Source organism: Flavobacterium hercynium (genome assembly GCF_002217285.1).
GTDB classification, from domain to species: domain Bacteria; phylum Bacteroidota; class Bacteroidia; order Flavobacteriales; family Flavobacteriaceae; genus Flavobacterium; species Flavobacterium hercynium.
The window spans coordinates 129,279-149,418 of record NZ_MUGW01000025.1 but is presented as its reverse complement, the minus strand read 5'-3'; the positions used below and the strand labels follow the sequence as shown (position 1 = coordinate 149,418).

At 35.9% G+C, this 20,140-nt stretch carries 12 protein-coding genes; 8 read left to right on the top strand and 4 right to left on the bottom strand.

The features are described 5' to 3' along the window. The first annotated feature begins 3 nt into the window (after window positions 1-3). A complete protein-coding gene (locus tag B0A66_RS12845) occupies window positions 4-2,199 on the top strand; it encodes a xanthine dehydrogenase family protein molybdopterin-binding subunit (protein ID WP_089050243.1) in 2,196 nt (731 codons plus the stop codon). 54 nt (window positions 2,200-2,253) lie between these two features. Here the strand turns inward: B0A66_RS12845 and B0A66_RS12840 are convergent, their stop codons facing one another. The 4 genes from B0A66_RS12840 to B0A66_RS12825 all read right to left on the bottom strand — a co-directional run bounded on the left by B0A66_RS12840 (window position 2,254) and on the right by B0A66_RS12825 (window position 5,574). Continuing rightward, on the bottom strand, window positions 2,254-2,814 hold the full coding sequence (locus B0A66_RS12840; protein ID WP_089050242.1) for a DUF2911 domain-containing protein: 561 nt from the start codon (window positions 2,812-2,814) through the stop codon (window positions 2,254-2,256). A 99-nt stretch (window positions 2,815-2,913) separates the two neighbouring features. Then, on the bottom strand, window positions 2,914-3,726 hold the full coding sequence (locus B0A66_RS12835) for an SDR family oxidoreductase (RefSeq protein ID WP_089050241.1): 813 nt from the start codon (window positions 3,724-3,726) through the stop codon (window positions 2,914-2,916). 174 nt (window positions 3,727-3,900) lie between these two features. Continuing rightward, the gene (locus B0A66_RS12830) at window positions 3,901-4,350 is read right to left on the bottom strand and encodes a YhcH/YjgK/YiaL family protein (RefSeq protein ID WP_089050240.1); all 450 of its coding nucleotides are present in this window, start codon (window positions 4,348-4,350) and stop codon (window positions 3,901-3,903) included. 54 nt (window positions 4,351-4,404) lie between these two features. Beyond that, window positions 4,405-5,574, bottom strand: a complete 1,170-nt coding sequence (locus tag B0A66_RS12825; RefSeq protein ID WP_089050239.1) for a DUF4861 family protein — start codon at window positions 5,572-5,574, stop codon at window positions 4,405-4,407. 408 nt (window positions 5,575-5,982) lie between these two features. Here B0A66_RS12825 and B0A66_RS12820 point away from each other — a divergent pair, with 408 nt between their 5' ends. The 7 genes from B0A66_RS12820 to B0A66_RS12790 all read left to right on the top strand — a co-directional run bounded on the left by B0A66_RS12820 (window position 5,983) and on the right by B0A66_RS12790 (window position 20,047). Continuing rightward, complete coding sequence (locus B0A66_RS12820) at window positions 5,983-7,815, top strand: eCIS core domain-containing protein (RefSeq protein WP_089050238.1); 1,833 nt, start codon at window positions 5,983-5,985, stop codon at window positions 7,813-7,815. Between the two features lie 188 nt (window positions 7,816-8,003). Continuing rightward, window positions 8,004-8,474, top strand: coding sequence for an NUDIX domain-containing protein (locus tag B0A66_RS12815; RefSeq protein WP_089050237.1), 471 nt, complete (start codon window positions 8,004-8,006; stop codon window positions 8,472-8,474). Between the two features lie 33 nt (window positions 8,475-8,507). Next, window positions 8,508-9,146 carry an HAD family hydrolase gene (locus tag B0A66_RS12810; RefSeq protein WP_089050236.1) on the top strand — a complete coding sequence of 213 codons (639 nt, stop codon included), beginning with the start codon at window positions 8,508-8,510 and terminating at the stop codon, window positions 9,144-9,146. Window positions 9,147-9,419: 273 nt separating this feature from the next. Then, window positions 9,420-12,362 carry a ligand-binding sensor domain-containing protein gene (locus B0A66_RS12805; protein WP_089050235.1) on the top strand — a complete coding sequence of 981 codons (2,943 nt, stop codon included), beginning with the start codon at window positions 9,420-9,422 and terminating at the stop codon, window positions 12,360-12,362. A 218-nt stretch (window positions 12,363-12,580) separates the two neighbouring features. Continuing rightward, window positions 12,581-15,985: a family 16 glycosylhydrolase gene (locus B0A66_RS12800; RefSeq protein WP_089050234.1), complete on the top strand. Its 3,405-nt coding sequence runs from the start codon at window positions 12,581-12,583 to the stop codon at window positions 15,983-15,985. A 94-nt stretch (window positions 15,986-16,079) separates the two neighbouring features. Continuing rightward, window positions 16,080-18,305 carry a beta-1,3-glucanase family protein gene (locus B0A66_RS12795; RefSeq protein ID WP_089050233.1) on the top strand — a complete coding sequence of 742 codons (2,226 nt, stop codon included), beginning with the start codon at window positions 16,080-16,082 and terminating at the stop codon, window positions 18,303-18,305. Window positions 18,306-18,412: 107 nt separating this feature from the next. Next, window positions 18,413-20,047 (top strand): glycosyl hydrolase family 18 protein, encoded by a 1,635-nt coding sequence (locus tag B0A66_RS12790; RefSeq protein WP_089050232.1) that lies wholly within the window; start codon window positions 18,413-18,415, stop codon window positions 20,045-20,047. Window positions 20,048-20,140 lie beyond the last annotated feature (93 nt).

Sequence of the window (20,140 nt, the reverse complement as noted above, 5' to 3'; positions counted from 1 at the left end):
ATTATGAGCAAGACAAGTAATATAAACAGAGTTGACGGATTTGCCAAAGTTACAGGAACCGCTACTTATTCGGCAGAGTATAAAACGCCAAATGTGGCGTATGCTTTTTTGGTTGGAAGTACCATTGCAAAAGGACGTATTAAATCAATAGATACTAAAAAAGCAGAGTGGGCTCCGGGAGTATTAGCTGTAATTACGCACCTAAATGTAGATAAACCCGCTGGTTACGAGCATCCAAAGGAGCGTGGTAATTTAGGACAGCCGCTTCAAATCTTCAAAGACGATACAATTCGTTATTACGATCAGCCTATTGCTTTAGTGATTGCTGATACTTTTGAGCGTATGCAATATGCAGCAAGTCTAATTAAAGCAGAATACCTTAAAGAAGAACATACTACAGAACTTCAGAAAGTAAAGGAGAAAGGAAAAACTCCAGAACGTGCCAAAGATTATAATCGTGGTATTGAAGATGGTTATAAAAATGCTGAAGTTTTTTTAGAAGAAGAATATATCATTCCGACGGAAGTTCATAATCCAATGGAATTAGCGAATATAATTGCTAAATGGGAAGGAAATAAACCCATTTTATACACAAAAAGTCAAGGTGTTGAAGGCACTAGAAAAAGTGTTGGAAATGTTTTTGGCATTGCACCGGAAAATGTTGAGGTGCACTCAGAATATCTGGGTGGAGCATTCGGAATGGGATTGCATACCTGGCCCTATGAAATTGCGGCGCTAATAGGATCCAAAAAGATTGGACGTCCTGTAAAGTTAGTGTTACATCGTGAGCAAATGTTTACCAACGTAGGATCACGTCCGTATACCATTCAAAAAATGGGTTTAGGAGCTACCAAGGAAGGAAAGCTTACCGGTTTAACACACGAAGCGGTGGCACAAACTTCCAACTATGAAGATTTTACAGAAGCTACCGTAAACATGTCACGCTTTATGTACGATTGTGCAAATGTTTCTACACGTTACAAAATTGTAGAAACAGATACTTGTACACCTATCTGGATGCGTGGTCCGGGAGAAGCTACAGGTTCATTTGCTTTAGAAAGCGCTATAGATGAATTAGCGCATAAATTGAATTTAGATCCTATTGATTTTAGAAAACAAAATCACGCTGATAAAGATCCTGAACTAAACAAACCATGGAGCAGTAAATATCTTTTGGAATGTTATGATGCCGGAATGGAAAGAATTGGCTGGAAAAACCGTAAAAATAAACCTGGATCCGTTAAAGAAGGAGATTGGTTTGTAGGATACGGAATGGGAACCGGAACTTTTGGATCTTTTAGAAATGCTACAGCGGTAAAAGCAAAATTTTCAGCAGATGGTTCTTTGGTATTGCAATGTAGTGTAAACGATATGGGACCCGGAACAGCAACGATGATGACTGCAATTGGAGCCGAAATAACCGGAATACCTTCTGAAAATGTAGTTATTGAAATGGGTAGAAGCGGACTTCCGAAAGGACCAACACAAGGAGGTTCTGCCACAACATCTTCCGTAGGATCTGCGGTTCATGATGCTTGTAATTTGTTGGTAAGTAAAGCTTTGGGATTGGCTGCTGAAAACAAAACCTTTAAAGGTGTACCTATTACTGATCTTGCTTTTGCAAACGGAACGATTACATCTAAAAAAGATAGTAAAAAAACAATAACACTTCAGGCTTTATTTGGCACAAATCAATTAGATGAATTGTCGGTAGAGAATGAATCAAAAGGATCAGAAGAAGCCAAAAAATATTCTATTTACTCTTTTTCTGTACATTTTGTAAAAGTGTTGGTAAATCCTAATTTGGGGAAAATCAGATTGGCGCATGTCGTTTCCTGTGCCGATATTGGAACCGTAATTAACCAAAAAACGTCTGCGGGACAAATGTACGGAGGAGCCGTTGGCGGTATTGGAATGGGATTGATGGAATCATTAGAAATTGATCACCGTTTTGGTCGTCCGATAAATAATAATTTTGCCGATTATCATGTACCGGTAAATGCAGATATAGAAAAACAAGAAGTATTTTTTGTCAATAAAAAAGATCCTATCAGTAATCCAATGGGAACAAAAGGCCTTGGTGAAACGGCCTTAGTAGGAATGGCACCCGCAATCGCAAACGCCGTTTTTAATGCCACAGGAAAACGAGTTAGAAATCTGCCCATTACTTTAGATAAAATTTTAGAACCAATCGCATAAAAACAAAAAAAACTCCGCAAGGAGTTTTTTTTGTGAATCTAAAAATCTAAAAATCTATTTAATAGTGATCGGTACTTCAACAGTTGTTTTGTCCCATCCAATAACCAAATTTGTTACATCACCTTTAGAAGTAAAAGCAATAGACAAAGCTTCAATTACTGCTGATACAGGTTTAACCGGAACCGTGATTTTTACAACATCTTTACTTTCATCGTAAGCGTATCCGCCCCATAAATCAAGTTCTTTGTTGATAATGATTGTCCATTTATCTTTTTCAGGAATAGCAAATAAGCTGTACGTTCCCGCTGCAACAGCAACACCATTGATCGTAACAGGTTTGTAGAATTTGATTTCTGTATTTTCGTTAGCACCAACGCGCCATACTTCACCAAACGGAATTAATTTTCCAAAAATCTCACGTCCCTTAACAGAAGGTCTTGCATAGATAACTTTGACAGAAGGTGAAGGATTATCTGTTTTTTTGAATTTTACTGCTTTATTTGGGAAATATGCAATATCAACCGGACTAGCGTCAAGCGGAGCAAATTTAACGTCTTGAGCATTAACTGAAAAGGCAAGTAATAAAGTAATTGCCAGTAAACTAAATTTTTTCATATGATATAATTTTTTTTGTGAGTTCATACAAAGTAAGAGAATAATAAAGAGAAATCATACAATTCCTGCTCTTTTTTGTATATTAATTCAAGTTGCTAATTAGATGCTTGAGGCAGAAAACCCTCCATCGATTTTAATAATCGTTCCGGTAACAAACTTAGACATGTCGCTACATAAAAATAGTAATGTACCTTCGATGTCTTCAGGAGTTCCAAATCTTTTCATTGGAGTAGATTCTATGATTTTTTCACCTCGTGGTGTTAGTTTTCCTTCGGGAGTAAGTAATAAAGACCTATTTTGTTCTCCAATAAAGAAGCCCGGAGAAATTGCATTTACTCTGATTCCTTCGCCATATTTTGTAGCCAGTTCAACCGACATCCACTTTGTGAAATTATCAATCGCTGCTTTAGAGGCAGAATAACCAACTACTCTTGTTAAAGGTCTTTCTGCCGTTGCTGAAGAGATGTTAATGATAATACCTTCTTTTTGCTGAGCGAATAGTTCAGAGAAAACCTGAGAAGGTAACATCGTTCCAATAATATTAAGGTCAACTACCTGTTGCAAAGATTCTACTTGTAAATCATAAATAGCCTGATCAGGAGCAATCGTTGCACCCGGCATATTTCCTCCTGCAGCATTGATAAGTATATCTAACCGACCGTATTTTTCGATGATAAAAGATTTTGCTTTTTCAAGGTCTTCTTTTTTTAATACGTTTGCCTGTATTGCAAAAGCTTTTCCGCCATTGCTTTCTATTGCTGCAACAATTTTATTTGCTTTATCTATTGATTGCGAAACAATTCCGGTAACAACGCCATGCTTGGCAAGAACATGAGCAAAACTGCTTCCCAACACACCAGCACCACCAGTAATTAAGGCAATTTTTCCTTCTAAGTTAAATATTGAATTCATTTTTTTTTAGACTTGCTTAGACTTTTTTAGACTTCTTAGATTTTTAGATCGTTAGACTTTCTTAGATCGTTGTTATTTTAAATTAAAAGATTTAATTATTGAAAAATTTAAAGAACTAAGAACTAAGAATTTCCCATTAGAATCTTTCAATTATTCAATCTTTCAATCATTAAATTAAACCGCAACTTTAATCACAATTTTTCTAAGCGCTCCTTCACCGATCATTGCAGAGTGAACGTCTTCCGGGAAAAGAATAGCGAATTGTTTTTCCTGTAATTCAAAAAATGTATCTGGTTTGTCATGAAAAAAACGAACGTCTCTTTCGTCGCTGTAAGTTCCGTTTGGATTGACGCATTTTTCTCTTGGTTTCCATGCAAATGTTTCAGGTCCTTGTATCGAAATTTGAATATCAATGTTTTTATCATGACATTCAAACCCCTTAATACTTTCTTCTTTAGTCGAGCCTTGACCTGAAATGGCAATAAGTTTTAAACCTTCACCTATTTCAATGGCACCGTCTTCGAGCTGAGAAATGTCATTTTGGTTTACGTAATCAAAAGCTTTTTTGAAGTTGGGATGTAAGCTGTAATATTTTGAAGCATTGTGTAATGAATCTACGATCATCTTATTCTATTTTGTTTTTAGTTATTGATTTTGAATTTTAAAGGGTAAAGAAAATCATTTTTTAATCTTCACGCTAAGCGGATTATTGATTTTACTGGCAAAAGTACTTAAATAAGCTTCCCATTCCTGTTTGGTCTGAAACGGACTTCCTTTTTTCCATCCAAAACCGGCATAATAAACCGCCTTATTGTTTTTTACAATAATGTTTCCGTATAAATTACTAAGTTCTTTTTGTTCGGTAACATAGTTATCAAAAGTAGGCATTGTTCCTTTTGAAGCAACAATTCCGGTACCCAATTCAGAATCATCCAGAGGTTCCCAATAGCTTAGCCAACCTTCTTTGATATTGTTTCCTGTTTGTCCTTTTTTATCATGAAGTGTTATCCCGGCAGAGATTGTTTTTGCGCCTGTAATGGCTATTTCAAAGCGTGAAAGATAGCTTCCGTAATCAAGGCTAATGTGTTTTGATTCGGTTATTTTATTACCATTAGCATCCCAATCGGCATAGGTTAAAACAAAACTGGTTCTGATAGGACCCGAAGTAATCGTTTTCCAGCTTATGAAATTTTTAGAAAAATAATATTTGTTATCGATTTTTACGGCAATTCCACCAATTCCGCGACTATCTCCAACAGCATAATTATCAAGTCCTTCACCAGTATCTTTGTGGTAGGTTCCTTTTCCTGAGGTCATTTTTTCGTACCATTTATTAATGATCGGATATTCAACTCTTTTTAGCCAGGCGTCAATACCGCTGGTTAGTGTTCCGCCTTCAATTTTGTCTTCAACCATTTTTTGTGCTACAGGACCATAAGTTCTAAAAGCAACTTTATTGTTTTCCCATGCATAATCGTCTGTGCGTTCCGGAACAAAGCGTGAATAGCATTTTATATCCTGAGAAACTGCAGTATTTGGAGTTAATACAATTTCGAAATCTTTTTGCGAAGAAGCACTTATTTTTGGTTGAAACAAAAGTACGTCCATAATGCCATCACCATCATTGTCGACAGCCTGAGTTTCTAGTACTACATCATTTTTTGCTTCTTTAACAGCATAGTTCTCCAGTTTTACTGTGGCAGGTAATCCTAAAGATTTTTTGGTAAGTTCTATAGTTTCGAATTCACGGTCGATAGCAAGAGAATTGGTTACAGTGATTGTTTTGGTTTGAGACTGAACAGCAAAACTACTTGCCAGGAGGGCGGTTAGTAAAAGGTGTTTTTTCAAAATATTTTTGATTTAGTTATGAATTATGAATCGTTAGTTCGTTCGTGTGATTTTTTTGAATTAGATATTTTAATGGATTTATTATTTTCTTAAAAATTGTAAACTGCACTAAATAGTTTTTAATAGGTTCTTATACTTTCTAATAAGGTGAAAATCGAAATTTAACTCAAATATATTTATTTTTCATAGACTCTCCTTTATTAAAACAAAAAAAGGTATATATACTTGTTAAAATTAGAATACTATTTTATACTTTTAGTATCTTAATAAATTATAAATCAATTTGATTTTTTGTTAAGTAGCTATTTGGCATTTATTTTAATTGCTTTTTCAATATATAGTATCCATAAATAAATAGAATTTTAGCGATTTTGTCATATATAATTAATTTAAAGATAACATTATACAATGAATACACGCGTAGAAAAAACATTGGAGAATGAAAGTAAAGCTGCTGCCAGCAGTGTACCAAAGCAGCAAAGCAATGGAGCATCTTCTTTTGAGCTTGTAAACAACAGACCTGAAGATATTGCGCAAAGGAGATTACAAGAAACAATTAACAATAGTCCGCGTGTCAAGCAACTCAAGAATCTTCAGGATATAGCTAATAATTTTAATTCTCAAACAGTTCAACAAAAAAAAGATATACAAGAAACATTGCAAGGGAAGTTTGAACCAGTTGAAAAAGAAGAAAACAAGACAGGTTTACCTGATAATTTAAAAAACGGTATTGAAAATCTCTCTGGTTACTCAATGAGTGATGTAAATGTGCATTACAATTCTGATAAACCTGCTCAGTTGCATGCACACGCCTATGCTCAGGGAACAGATATTCATCTATCCACCGGGCAGGAAAAATATCTTCCTCATGAAGCATGGCATGTTGTACAGCAAAAACAAGGTCGAGTAAAACCTACTGTTCAAATGAAAGGAGAAGTCAGTGTTAATGATGATACAGGATTAGAAAATGAGGCAGATCTAATGGGAATAAAATCTCAAAGCGCTGGCGAGTTAATTACAAAAGATAAAGTACAGCTCAAGAAAAAACTTAATGATACACCTCCAGCGCAACAAACTGTGATGCAAAAGGTCTCTTCTGTAATTGTAGGAGAATCTCATAGTAAACCCAAAATAAATGTAGTAAGGAAGGATGTTTTTTTTTCCACTAATCCTGGAAAAGGCTGGACAATGAGTTCAGAGCCAAGTAAACTGGCAGCTGCTCTTATTCAGCATAATGATTTTGTTCCGCCTGGTAATTTTAAAACTGAATTAGAGCGCCAAATGCGTACAAATGGAGGACTGAAAAATGTTATGACTACTGCTGAAAGTATTTCTAATGGGAATGAAAAAAGCTGGGGAGCAGAGGATTATATAATTGGATATGGAAGTACTGCAAGTGTTGGCAGTAATATTGCACCGAAAGATAAAAGAACTCATATAGAAAATCCTCAAGTGAGAGATAACGCAGTTTTCTTAAGAACGCTTTCAGCACTAGGTAATCACTCAATACCAAAAGCCTCTGTTAATTCAGGTTACCCTAATAAATCCGGTTATCAAATACTTGAATTGATGGGCGTGGCAAATGCAGAGGCTTTACTTGGTTCATTATCAATAGCAATACAAAATAAATGGACTGAATTAAAAAAATCAGATGGATTACTTGGAAGAGTCCATGTTTTGCCGCCATCAATTACACTTACAGATGAAAATAATGTTAATAGTACTTTAGTACCGCCGGCTACCATAGATAGCTGGATAAGTGAAACAACAAGTAATATTGAAAAAGGTTTACAGGAATTACTTGATGTTTCGATTACAGAAATCAGTAACTTATTGAGCGATGAATTTAATGATCCTTTAAAAAGTAAAAACCCGGGTGAGCAACTGATTAAAAATATTGCAAATCTTAAATATGGTGGTGAGGCAAGCGTATTAAGTAGAATGCATGCGGTAGCTAGTATTGCACGTACTATAACACAACTTAAAGGAATGTCTGATAATAATGAAGATTTTCAGAATGGAAAACCTCTACTTGCTACTTTGAATACAGGTTATGTAGTGGGAGATAGTCATTTAACAGATTTTGAAAAGATAAAGAGTGATCATAAAAAAAATGACAAATTGAGTTCTCTTATTGATAATACAACTATCGTCAGAGAAAGCCAATACAATGATTTAAAAAAATCAGCAAAAGAAGCGGTTATATCTACTAATCGTTCAAATACCTTGACAATTACTTAGAAATGGGGATTAAATCTACGAAATATTTATCATGTCTGTAGCGAAGCTGATAATAATCTATAAATTAAAAACAAAAAAGATGAGTAGTAACGCTCATCTTTTTTGTTTTTTTATTGTTTAATACATAATCTATTTTTAAGGTAAATCCGATTATTAAATGGTATCTTTAAATTAAAATTTTATTAAAGATGAAACAAAGTGTAGGCATACTACTTTATAAATTTATAGACAAGACCGTTTACTTTCTGCTTGTGCATCCCGGTGGTCCATTTTGGAAAAATAAAGATTTAGAAAGCTGGTCGATTCCAAAAGGAGAATTTATTGAAGGTGAAGATCCGCTGATTGCTGCTCAACGCGAATTTCAGGAAGAAACAGGTTTTGAGCTTGAAGGCGATGATGATTATATAGCATTAGAATACGTTAGGTTGAAATCGGGTAAAACTGTTTTTGCCTGGGCTTTAGAATTTGATATTGATGTTACGCTCGTAAAAAGTAATGAGTTTGAAATGGAATGGCCGCCTAAATCCGGAAAATTTCAAAGTTTTCCTGAAGTAGATAAAGCCGAATGGTTTCAGACAGCTGATGCTTTAAAAAAGATAAATCCTGCACAAGCTGATTTTATAATACAGATGGTTTCAAAAATAGCAGCAACTCTGTAAAAGTGTACAAAGCAATTAAACAAACAAAAAAGGATGAGAGTTAAATGTATTATTTTCGATTGTGATGGTGTTCTGGTTGATACCGAGAAAATTGGTAACGGAATTTTACTTTCGATGGCTGCGGAACATGGATTTGAAATGGATATAGAAGATGCTTATCGTTACTTTAATGGACGCAGTTTAAAAGAATGTTTTTCACATATCGAAAATATTATTGGCGGCAAGCTTCCTGATAATTTTGAGTCAGAATACCGGGAAAAAAGTTTTACAGCTTTTAAAACGCAGGTAAAACCTATGGAAGGTGTTTTTAGTTTTATAGACAATCTTAAAATTCCCTATTGTGTGGCTTCCAGTGGTCCCGTAGAAAAAATCAGACTCAATCTGGAAGTAGCGGGTCTACTAGATAAATTCGAAAATAAAATTTACAGTTCCTATGAAATTAACAGCTGGAAACCGGATCCGGAAATTTTTCTGCACGCAGCTAAGCAAATGGGATTTGATGTTCAGGATTGTGTGGTTATAGAAGATAGTAAAGCAGGAGTAAAAGCCGGTATTCAAGGCGGATTTAAAGTATATGGTTTTACAAACGGATTCAATAATGAAGATTTAGAAGAAGAAGGTGCAATATTATTTGAAAATTATCCTGAACTGGCTGTTCTTTTAAATTTGTAATTTTATTTTCAATTCTCACATTTTTCAATACTTATAGTTTGTTTTTTTTATTTCTGTATTTATATCAATTTATGTAATTTGTTGCATTAAAATAAAATTTTATATATTTGATTATAGGATTTGTTTTTTTTAGCGCTTTAGATTGTCAAATTTTAATTTTAAAAGCGTTGGATTAAATAATTTTTTGGTCTTAAAATTAGTTTTTTCCCCGGAAACTTTTGTAAGATCGTGGCTTTGAAACGTCACAAAAATTAACCTACAGAAAGTAATAAAATGACGAAAATTAAAATTAGAATTTTAGTTCTAACTATTTTTGTTTTTGCTGCAAAAATAGATGCTCAAATAAAAAAAACGGGGGTTCCTTTCATTACCAATTACAGTCCGAAAACATATAAGGCTGCTTCAGAAAACTGCGATATTTTGCAGGATTCTAAAGGGATGATGTTTTTTGCGAATCATTTCGGAATTATGCAGTTTGATGGCGTACGATGGCATATTGTAACCCAGCCGGAAAATAAAAGTATGGTTCGGTCTTTGGCGATTGATAAAAAAGATAAAATATATGTTGGTGCTCAGGGTGATTTTGGATACGCAAATCAGGAAACCAACGGACAATACAAATACACGTCATTAGTAAAATTGCTTCCGGCAAAATCCCGAAATTTTGGAGACGTTTCACTAACTGTTGTTCGCGGCAACGAAATAATTTTTTTCAGCAGTGAAGGGATCTTTATTTATAAGAACCATAAAATCAAAGTAATACAGTCTAAAGCTGGCTTTGACTCGTTTTTTAAATTGGAGGATGAAATTTACATTCTGGATAATGCCAAAGGACTTTTGAAACTTAAAAAAGATAGTTTAGAAGAGATACCCAATACTACACAATTAGCAGGTTTACAAATTCGGAATATTTTTAAAACGGAACAGGGATTGGTTCTTCTTACTCAAAAGAAAGGACTTTTTATTTTTGCTAATAGTGAATTAAAACCCTTTGTGACCGAAGCGGATGCTTTATTGAAAAAAAATCAGATTTCCATTGCTACCCAACTTTCAGATGGCTATATCGGAATAGGAACACGTCAGGCTGGATTGGTAGTTATGGATAGTGAAGGAAAATTGATTCAGCATATCAACAAACAAAAAGGACTGCAAAACGAATATGTAACTAATTTAAAGACAGATGTAGAAGGCAATCTTTGGGTTACGATGAAAGAAGGGATTTCACTGATCCAGATTTCTTCGCCTTTGTCTAAGATTCTCGATACCGCCAACTCTGAAACCAAAATTTATTGCAGTCAGATTTATCAAAACAAACTCTATATCGCGACAGATAATGGTCTTTTTTGGCTGGATTGGGAAGCCTATAAAAGCGGAAAAAGCGAAAATGTACATTTTCAGCCTATTTCCGGAATGTCAGAGAACGTATGGAATGTTGGCGTTTTTGGTAATTCACTTCTGGCTTTCGAGAAAAATGGAATCTTTGAAATAAAAGGAAATACGGCTCAATTACTAGCCAAGACTGATGGTGCCTGGCAAGGTATACTAATTCCGAATCGCCCTGATTTATTGCTTGTTGGAGGTTATAGCGGTTTGTATTTATTAAAAAAGGTTAATAATTCTTGGGTGTATCAACATCAGATTAAAGGTTTTGAAGAAAGTAGCCGTGTAATTATAACAGATAAACAAGCAAACATCTGGATCGCGCATGGTTATAAAGGAATCTTTAAAATAAATTTTAATGCCACCTTTGATGCCGTTTCTAAAGTGGAGTTTTACAATCAGGAAGCAGGTTTTCCTTCGAGTTTGTTTTTGAATGCATTTAGTATCAACAATCAGATACTTTTTGGAACAACAAAAGGAGTTTACAAACAAGATGCGAAGTCAAAAAAAATGGTTCAGGATGATGCGTTCAGCAAATACCTTGGTCTAAATAATCATATTCGTTTGCTTAAAGAAGACAATCAAAAGAATATTTGGTTTGTCTCTGGTGAGAACACTGGAAAGATGACACAAACGACAGGAGGGAAGTTTGAGATCGAAGAATTACCTTTTAGAAAACTTCGCTATTTGTACATTCCGGGGTTTGAGAACATACAGACTACTACAAGCGGAGATGTATTTTTTGGTACACAAGACGGTCTAATTCATTATAATAGTACCAAGACTAAAAAGTATCAAACGAAGTATAAAGCGGTAATATCTGAGGTAAAATCAATTTTTCCTAAAGACAGCCTATTGTTTTCAAGCCGTTACGATATATTGCCTACCAGTTCAGATGCTGAAAATGATACGGAGAAAAAAGAGATGTATTTTGAATTGCCACATGCGAATAATGCATTGCATTTTTCTTTTGCATCTCTTTTTTATGACGAAGCAGAAGCTACAAAATATGAATATTGGCTGGAAGGTTTTGAACCTAAATGGTCGGAATGGAACCTTCAAACAGAAAAAGAATACACCAATTTACCCGAAAACGAATATATTTTTCACGTTAGAGCTAAGAACTGCTATGATATTGTAAGTGAAGAAGCCGTTTTTAAATTCGAAATTTTACCGCCTTGGTACCGAACAAGCTGGGCATACCTGTTGTACTTAGTTTTGTTTGGTGTTTTGATTTATACGATCATTAAATACCAAAAGAATGTTGCAGAACGTGAGCGCGAGCAATTGATTTTGAGTCAGGAAAAAGAGCTTCTAAAAAATCGTGCGGAATTAAACGAGCAAAAATTAGCATTGGAACAGGAAAATATGGCCATAATGCGCGAAAACCTCGAAGCGACCATTAATCTGAAGAATGCCAAAGTAGCTTCGAGTACCGTCAATTTGATTCATTTAAATGAAATTCTGCTTTCAATAAAAGAACTGATTGGACAGATCGATAAGAAGAATGATTCGAATGTAAATTTTGCTTTACTGACGAAAATCAACCGTATTATCGATCACGAATTGCAAGGTGATCAGCATTGGAATGAATTCGAAGAAATTTTTAATCAGCTGCATGATAATTTTATGCAACGCCTGAAAACAAGTTTTCCTGAATTGACACCTCGGGATATGCGTTTGTGTGCTTATTTACGAATGAATTTCAATACAAAAGAAATTGCGCCCCTTTTAGGAATCTCCGTAAGAGGTGTAGAAGACACCCGATACCGTATCAGAAAAAAATTACAGCTTCCGTCAGATACTAATATTACTGAGTTTATCTTGAATTTCTAGTGCTTTTATTATAGGTAAAAACCTAAGTAGTTTTACGGTATTTGAATCCTAAATACTACATTTTTTTGTAAGTACCGTAGTCAAACCGTATACTAAAACTCTCACATTTCTATAGTTTAGTGTTAATATTGTGAGCTCTTAATAAAATAACAGTCTATTTTTTACAAATAAATTAGTTGTGCTGTTAAGAACCTTTACTAACAAAAAACAAAAAAGAAATGAAACAAAAAGACTTATTTTTCGGCCGACCACCGAAAGAGACTTACTATTTACTAAAGAAATGTATCATCCTGGGACTGCTTCTAGTAGCTCCATTTCTAAAACTCCACGCTCAGTGTAATACTTTAATCTGGGCAGATGAATTTAATGGTACTACGATCGACGGTACCAAATGGCAAAGTATTTCCGGAAACGGATGTCCTTCACTTTGTGGATTTGGAAACGCAGAAGCACAACGTTATGATCCTAATCAGGCTACGATTGTAAAAGAAGGCAATAACAGCTATTTGAACATTCAGGCAAAATATGAGCCTAACGCTCAATTTCCGCAACAGCCTTACGCTTCCGCAAAGTTAACAACAGAAGGGAAGTATGCTATAAAATACGGAAGAATAGAAGCCAGAATGAAATTATCAAGCGGAATGGGAGCATGGCCAGCTTTCTGGATGCTTCCTGCCGGTGGTATAGGCAATTGGCCTTACACGGGTGAAATAGACATTATGGAAGCCAAACACCGTAATCCAAAATCGGTAGACGGAACCATTCACTACGATGGTGGCGGTTATCATTATACGGGCAGAAGTTATACATCTCCAACTGATTTATCTTCGGATTTTCATGTCTATGCTGTAGAATGGGCTCCAAATAGTATTAAATGGTTTATTGATGGTAATTTGTTTCATACAGCGACACCTAATACAACAGTAAACGGTGGCTGGCCTTTTAACGATAATGAGTTTTACATTATTCTAAATCTGGCTGTGGGAAGTTTAGGAACACCTTATACGAGTGTAAACGGTGCAGGAGTTGCGCCTGTTCCAGGTGATTTTCCTGCAAAGCTTCAAGTAGATTACGTTCGTGTTTACAGCGGAAGTTTTACGTATGGCGTATTAGGAGATGCAAAAGTCTATCACAACGAAAACAATAAAACATATTCTATAAATGCCATTGCAGGTGCCAACTACAATTGGACAGTTCCTGCAGGCGCAAGTATAACTTCAGGACAGGGAACAAACACGATAACGGTAAATTGGGGAACTACCGGAGGCGATGTTGCTGTTGTTGCTACAGTTGCAGGTTGTGATGCCAAATCCTATAAACTGGCAGTTACAACAGAAGTTCCTCTACCTGTAGAAAGAATCCATGAAGATTTTCAGTCAAACAGAAATATTGTCTACGGACTTAAAACGGGAGTATTGACAGAAGCGGTTGCGAATCCATCAGCTACGGGAGTTAATACGTCACCTTTGGTTGGAAAATATGTTCGTAACACTTCTGAGAAATATGATGTATTGAATATCAAAAATGTAACGATCACCAATGCTAACGATTATGTTTTTGGTCGTAAAAGAATTTCTTTTGATATCTACACTTCAGCACCGGTAGGAACTAAAATCTCTATGCAGCTCGAAAACAGTTTGGTAACAACAGCTACCAATTTCCCATCGGGAAGACATAGTGGTTACAAAGCAACAACTACAGTACAAAACAAATGGGAAACTGTTGAATTTGAATTTGAAAAAGTAATCGATGTCAATACAAGTGCTTTGACAATTAATACCGTAGTATTTCTTTTTGAATCGAATTCAAATTCCGGAGCAACCTATTATTTTGATAATTTACTTACCAGAGCCGCTCCCGAAAAACCAATTATCGCCACAGACATTTTGCAAAACTATGATGGTGTGAATAAAATTATCAAAGGAACTACAACCGGAACATACAGTGTTGTAGCAAATCCGGGAAGTAATTCGGTTAACTCATCGGCAAATGTGGCTCGTTATGTTCGAAATGTAACAGAACAATACGATGTACTTTTCTTTAATACTCAGAATACTATTGAAGATGCCGGTTTACTAAAAAATCAGACTAAAAAAATCATGATAGATGTCTATACTTCGGCTCCTGTAGGGACTGTAGTTAGTTTAAATCTGGAGAACAGTGCTACATCACTTCCTGCTAATTTTCCGGTAGGCAGAAATAGTAATTATGTTGCGATTACGACCAAACAAAATCAATGGGAAACGCTGACTTTTTACTATAACTCAAGTCCTGATGAAGGAACCTCAAACCTGGCAGTAAACCAAATGGTTTTATTGTTTAACTCCGGTTCTTATACAAGTGATACTTACTATTTTGATAATATCAGAATCGGTTCTACAAAATTACCGGATACTTTTACACCGGGTGTAGTTTATGAAGATTATCAAAACACACACAATATTACGTTTAGAGATGCTATTGGAACGTATACACCCAATACGCCAAACCCAAATGCAAGTGGAATTAATACTTCGTCGAACGTAGGACGATATGTTCGAAAAGCAACGGAATTGTATGATAACTTTTCATTCAATACAACTCTAAATAATATAGCTGATTTTAAAGGTGGTACTAAAAAGTTTGCTATGGATGTTTACACTTCTGCACCGGTTGGTTCTATAATTTCATGGCAGGCAGAAAGCAGTGCTTCGATTCCGTCTAATTTTCCTGTTGGAAGACACAGCGTTTATCAGGCAGTCGTAAAACAAACCAATACTTGGCATACCGTAATTTTCACTTATGCAAGTGCACCAGATGCTTCAACTGCTGATAATGAAGTAAATCGTTTTGTTTTCTTATTTGAGCCGGGAACAAGCTCTGGAAACACGTATTATTTTGACAACATCAGAGCGGTTAATTTAGTTTCGACAGATACTCCGCCAAATAACAATGTCAATTTAGCTTTAGGGAAACCTACTTTGGCTTCTTCAGAGGAAAATGCTACTTACACTTCGGCGAAAGCCACAGATGGAGATGCTACGGTTACAAGATGGTCAAGTAGTTTTGCCAATGCAAGTGAATGGATCTATGTTGATTTGCAAAGTAATCATAACATTAATCGTGTAGTATTAAAATGGGAAGCGGCATTTGCAACGCAATACAAAGTTCAGATTTCTACCGATAATGTTTTCACAGAAAATGAAACAGTAAGCAACCAAACAGCAAGCGATGGCGGAACCGATGATTTAACGGTAAGCGGTACGGGAAGATACATTCGTATTTTATGTACCACAAAAGCATTGCCTCCTTATGGGTATTCTTTGTTTGAAATAGAAGCTTATGGTTCTGCTGCTGCAACAGCAAAAATTGCAATACCAACTGAAGAAATTGAGACTTCGCCAACGGCTTTTGTGCTGTATCCTAATCCGGCAATCAATGCTATTCAGCTTTCGATACCTGAAAACTTAAACCATAAAGTCATTACGATTTATGATAATTCAGGAACTCTTGTCTTAGAGAAACATCTTGATGCTGAGGTTAGCGAAAGTCAAATTGATATCAGTAAACTAAGAAGAGGAATTTACATCGTGAACTTTAGATCTGATCAGAAAAACTGGTCTAAAAAATTGATTAAGCAATAGTCATATAATCCGTTGGGTATTGTTTTTATCCAACGGATTATTAAACAGCCTTAATGTTTAGTAACTATTTACGTAACCCCAAAAAACTAAAAATATGAAAAAAAATGACTTTAGAAGATTTTCTCTTCTGACAGCACTGTTGTTAGTGTTTTCAAGCTTTATGTATGGACAAGGGCCTATTCCTTTTACCATTAGTAATACTTCTACATTCAATGATAACGAATTGTATGTAGCCATTGTAGGTATCGATTATACCACCGGAAATCATGTTTGGGTAAATGCCAAAACAAGTCAGGTGTTGCCAATGAGTTCTCAGTACAATACCGTTACAGGACCAACGATTGGAGGAAATACAGGTCCGGGACAAAATTCAAAATACGCTAATTGCTTTACCAAATTGAGCGAGATTCCTAATAAGACCTTTACATTGCCGCTTATTGCAGGCTGCAGAGTTTTTATAGCCAAAGGACAACAGCTGTATTTTTACTTTTTTGGTGCCAATGGTGCTCCGTCAGGATACACTTCACCAAATCCTTTAAATGCAACGGATCCTAATCAGGGTATTTTGTATGAAATAATCGAATTGACAAATAATCAGTATGGTTTCTTTGGAAATCCAACAAGAGTAGATTCGTATAAATATCCAATGGGGATGGAATTGTTTGGTGCTAATGGTTACCAAAAACGAGTGGGTGAATTAAAAAAACACGCAGACATTGTAGCCGCTTTTAAAGCGAATGTACCATCAGAATTTCAAGGATGCGTAAATGATGCTACAGGCGAAATTACAGCACCTTCTAAAACACCTGCTTTCGCAGATGGAACGGGTGGCACAAGTGTAGGGCCTCAGGCAAACTACCTAAAAGGATATATCGATGCCATTTGGAATAAATACAAAAATGAAGATTTAATTTTTTATGCCGGAGATGCCGGAGTATTCAAAGGAAGAGTAGTTGGAGAACAACTTGTAGTTGTAGGACAATCAGGAGGTTTTGCTGGTCGTACAGGAAGAGTACAAAACAGACCTACAACACAGGAAGCACTGGAAGGAAAAGGTGTTCTGGACAGAAGATTGGTCGATGGTGATCTGGATCTTGTAATTCAGTCGCAATTGACAGCGGCGATAAACAGACATGTAGTAAATGTAACAACGCCAAATCCGGGACAACAAAACTGGTATGACGCTTCAAAATTCTATCAGGTAAATCCAACCAATCATTATTCTAAATTTTGGCACCTGCCGGGAATAAGTATCGATAATCTGGCGTATGGATTTGCTTATGATGATGTTGCAGATCAATCACCATCGCTACATTCTCCACAACCAACTAAAGTTATTGCTGTTTTTGGAGGATATGCGGGAACAGTGCCTTCTGTACCGCCGTCTACAGGTTTAGTTACCGTTTATAAAGATTGTAATTATACTGGATTCTCTGGTGGATTAGCGGTTGGTGATTATAATTTGGCACGTTTGAATACTTTAGGCGTTTTAAATGATGATATTTCGTCACTTCGTATAACTCAGGGATATCAGGCAACTTTGTATCAGGATGACAACTTCTTAGGTGCATCGACAGTAATCAATTCTGATAATTCTTGTCTTAATACCACATGGAATGATAAAGTTTCTTCTATTCGTGTTACAGCAACTTCGGGTTCATCGGTTCTAATTCAGGCAGAAGACTACTCCGCTATGAACGGTATTCAGGTTGAAGCTACCACAGATACCGGAGGAGGTTCAAACGTAGGATATACTGAAACAGGTGATTGGTTGGCATACAACAACATCAATTTTCCGACAACGGGTTCTTACCTTATTGAATATCGTGTAGCAAGCAATGTTACAGGTGGTAGGTTATCATCGGATTTAAATGGAGGTACGATTGTGTTGGGAACTGTAAATGTACCTAATACCGGAGGTTGGCAAAACTGGCAAACTGTTTCTCAAACCGTAAACGTTAATGCAGGTACGTACAATTTTGGTATTTACATTCAGAATACAGGAATGAACATCAACTGGATCAGAATTACAAAAGTTGGTGCTGGCTTAGCAGGAAAAATGGTTGCCACCGAAACTCCTACAGAAGAAGTAGCAACAGGATTTGATGTATATCCAAGCCCTGCAGAAAATACACTTTATACTACTACAGCATTAAATGGCGGAACAGTAACTGTTGTAGATTCTCAGACTGGAAATATAGTTTCAAGACAAAAAAACAATAGTGAAAGTATTGATGTTTCTCACTTAAAACGTGGTGTGTATTTAGCCGTTTTTGAAAAAGATGGTGTAAAAACAGTAAAACGTTTCATTAAAAAATAGCATTAAATGGTTAAAGCCTTAAATATTTTGAATAAAATCAGACTTGTTTGAGGCTTTTATTTCTCCCCCAAATAAACAAATCTATTAATCTATTAACAAACATTACAATGAAAAACAATTACAAAACATTGCAGCTAAGATGGATGGTCATTTTAGTTTTGGGAGTTTTCAATTTGTCAATTGCCCAAAAAAAGGTAATCGCCTACGTACCAAATTGGATTGATCTTAATGCTTTTTCAAGCAGTATTCAGTACAGTAAGTTAACGCACATTAACATTGCTTTCGAGAATCCGGATGCCAACGGTTATTTGAGTTTCAATTCAGGAAGCAATACCATTATTAATGCGGCACATGCTCAGAATGTAAAAGTTTTTGTATCACTGGGAGGTGGTGCCATATCAGAAGGAGGTGCTATCCGAGATAATTACTGGAACTTGATAAAACCAGCTAACCGAACGGCATTTATCCAGAAAATATACGATTACGTCGTAGCTCATAACTTTGATGGCGTTGATGTCGATTTAGAAGGTCCTGCCATTAATGGAGATTATGGAGGTTTTGTTATTGCACTTGCAGCAAAATTACATTCAGGTAATAAATTATGTACAGCAGCACTTTCAGAAGGATATGGCGGAGCAAATGTACCGGCATCGACTTTTGCAGCTTACGACTGGATTAACATTATGGCGTATGATGCAACAGGACCTTGGGCTCCTGGAAGTCCTGGACAACACTCTCCATACAGTATGGCTGTAAATCAGTTTAATTACTGGACAGGAAGAGGTTTACCGGCAAGTAAAGCCATTATAGGTGTTCCGTTTTACGGATATGGTTTTGGAGCTTCAGCTAATCAGGGAATTTCGTATGCTAATATCGTAAACCAATATCCTGGTGCTGAAAATCAGGATCAGGTAGGAAACACAATTTATTATAACGGAATACCAACAATTAAACAAAAAACCACTTTCGCGATTCAGAATGCCGGTGGTGTAATGATTTGGGAGTTATCTCAGGATGCAGTAGGTTCGAAATCATTATTAACTGCTATTAATCAGGTTATAACTGGAAGTCAGCCCCCAACTGGTAACGGAACTTTGATTCAGGCAGAAAACTACTCGGCAATGAGCGGTGTTCAAACCGAACCTACGACTGATACTGGAGGTGGTTTAAATGTTGGTTATGCAGATACAGGAGACTGGATGGCGTATAACAATATTAATTTTCCAACATCAGGTACTTATGTCATAGAATATCGTGTAGCAAGTAATGTAACAGGTGGAAAAATATCATCTGACCTAAACGGAGGAACAATTGTACTGGGATCAGTAAACATTCCGAATACAGGTGGATGGCAAAACTGGCAGACGATTTCTCAAACGGTAACGGTAAATGCCGGAACGTATAATTTTGGAATCTACATACAGAATACAGGTTTGAATTTAAACTGGTTCAGAATTACAAAATCGGGTGCAGGTCTGGCAGGAAAAGCTGCTGCTCCAAGTGGTCAGGATGATATTGCGGGATTAAGCGTTTATCCAAATCCAACAGAAAGTACGCTTTCTTTTAGTGCAGAAGTTTCAGGCGGAACTGTAAGCATTATAAATGCTGAAGGCGGCGCAACAGTTTCTGTTCAGGAGCCTGTTAACAACAGCGTAGATGTATCTACTTTAAAAGGTGGTATCTATTTGGTTCTGGTAGAAAAAAACGGAATCAAAACTGTTAGACGTTTTATCAAGAAATAAATTTTTAAAAGTGCTATCCCTTTGTAAACAGGAGGGATAGTACTTTTTTTTATCAATGATATCAAATTACTAAGCTTACACTTCAACCCCAAA